Raw genomic sequence first — 1,640 nt, forward strand, 5'->3', positions numbered from 1 at the left:
GGCCGTCGTCGAGTTCCGTTACCCCACCGCCGCCGACGGCGACGCCCAGCGCGTCACCGAGCGAGTGGGCCGGGTCGGTCGACACCACCAGCACCTTGCCGCCGAGCGCGGCGAGGCGGGCGGCGCTGGCCGCGGCGAGGGTGGTCTTGCCCACCCCGCCCTTGCCGGTGAACAGCAGGAGTCGCACGGGGACCTCGTCGGGGAGAAGGAGCGGGTGGGTGTCGCGGGCGAACGGTCAGCCCCGGCCCTCCACCCGGCGCTTGAGGCCCTTGAGGGCGATGTCCATCACGACGCGTTCGGCCTTCCGCTTGAACAGTCCGATCATCGGAATGGTCAGGTCGACGGCGAGCGTGTAGACGACCTCCGTCCCACCGGGAACCTTCCGCAGCTGGTAGCTCCCGCGCTGCGACTTCTGGGTCTGCCCCTCCACCAGCTCCCAGCTGACGGACAGGCCGTCCGCCGCCCAGTCGTACTGGAGGACGTAGGTGTCCTTCACGATCCCGGCGTCCAGGGTGAACCGGACCCGCTCGGCCCGCCCGTCGTCCCCGGTGGCCAGGACGCTGGTCTCCTTCAGCTCACCGGTCCAGTCCGGGTACGCCGGGAAGTCGGCGATCACCGCCATGACCTCGGCTGGCTCCGCCTCGATGTGGATGGACTGGGTGGACTGGTCGGCCATGTTCGGCAGGTTACCGTGCCCGCCGAGCTCACCAGTGCAAGACGTAGGGGCTGGCCGTGCGCTGGAAGTGCCCCACGTTGACGCAGTCGGTGACCCCGATGCGCGCCCTGGCCGACCACGGTTGGTGCACGTGGCCGAACAGTGCCCACCGGGCGCGCTGGCCGCGGATCCGCTCCAGCAGCCCCTCCGAACCGACCTCGACGCGGCGGGCCACCACGTCGTAGCAGAGTTCGTCGAGCGCCGGGGGCACGTGGGTGCACCAGACGTCGACCTCCCCGAGGGCGTCGAGGGCGACCGCGAAGTCCTCCGGGGTGCGCAGGTAGGCGCGCCAGGGCGCCGGCCCGGTCAGCGGGGCGACCCCCGGGGGCAGCACCGCGCCGCCGGCGAACCCGAACCGCAGTCCACCGAGGTCGACGCTCTGCCCGTCGAGCATCACCAACCCCTCCCTGGCGTACTCGGGCCAGAGGCGGGGGGCGTCCACGTTGCCGGGTGTCGCGTAGGTGGGCGCGTCCAACGCGCCGAAGAGCAGGTCGTACTGTTCGCGGATCAGCTCGTCGACCGACCCGGCCGGGTCGGCCAGCTCCCCCCACAGCGAACGGACGTAGGCGGCGGCCCGCCGCCCGTCCTCGCGGCGCAGGCGCGCGAACGTCCCGACCCGGTCCGGTCCGAAGAGACGCCCCAGGACCCCCCGCTCGTGGTCGTGGTAGTCGACGATGTCGAGCAGATCACCGAGCACCACCAGCGCGTCCGCCCCCGCACTCGCCCTGGCGAGTGCCTCGACGTTGCCGTGTACGTCAGAAACCACGTGAACCCGCACGCCCCGAACGTACCCACTCGCCTGACCACCCGGGTGTCCGAGCGCCGCCGAGCCGCGGTGGCCTCAGCGTCCCGGACCTCCGCGGTTCCCGCCCGGCCCCGGCTCGGTGCCGCTCCCGCCCCCGCCACGGTGGCGGGGGTCGACCCC

Annotated in this window: 3 protein-coding genes; all 3 read right to left on the minus strand. The window is 72.9% G+C overall.

Annotated features, from left to right (window positions below; genetic code table 11):
* Nucleotides 1-187 (minus strand): ArsA-related P-loop ATPase (locus ACTIDRAF_RS31275; RefSeq protein ID WP_039789613.1); only part of this gene is annotated, 187 nt, incomplete at its 3' end.
* 48 nt (nt 188-235) lie between these two features.
* Nucleotides 236-676 carry an SRPBCC family protein gene (locus ACTIDRAF_RS0225005; RefSeq protein WP_016701394.1) on the minus strand — a complete coding sequence of 147 codons (441 nt, stop codon included), beginning with the start codon at nt 674-676 and terminating at the stop codon, nt 236-238.
* 28 nt (nt 677-704) lie between these two features.
* On the minus strand, nt 705-1,493 hold the full coding sequence (locus tag ACTIDRAF_RS0225010; RefSeq protein WP_026066480.1) for a metallophosphoesterase family protein: 789 nt from the start codon (nt 1,491-1,493) through the stop codon (nt 705-707).
* Between the last annotated feature and the right edge of the window lie 147 nt (nt 1,494-1,640).

The organism is Actinoalloteichus spitiensis RMV-1378 (genome assembly GCF_000239155.1).
GTDB lineage: Bacteria > Actinomycetota > Actinomycetes > Mycobacteriales > Pseudonocardiaceae > Actinoalloteichus_B > Actinoalloteichus_B spitiensis.

Excerpts from the sequence above, each read along its gene's own strand:
- ACTIDRAF_RS0225005 (WP_016701394.1), bottom strand. The coding sequence starts at position 676 with ATGGCCGACCAGTCCACCCAGTCCATCCACATCGAGGCGGAGCCAGCC.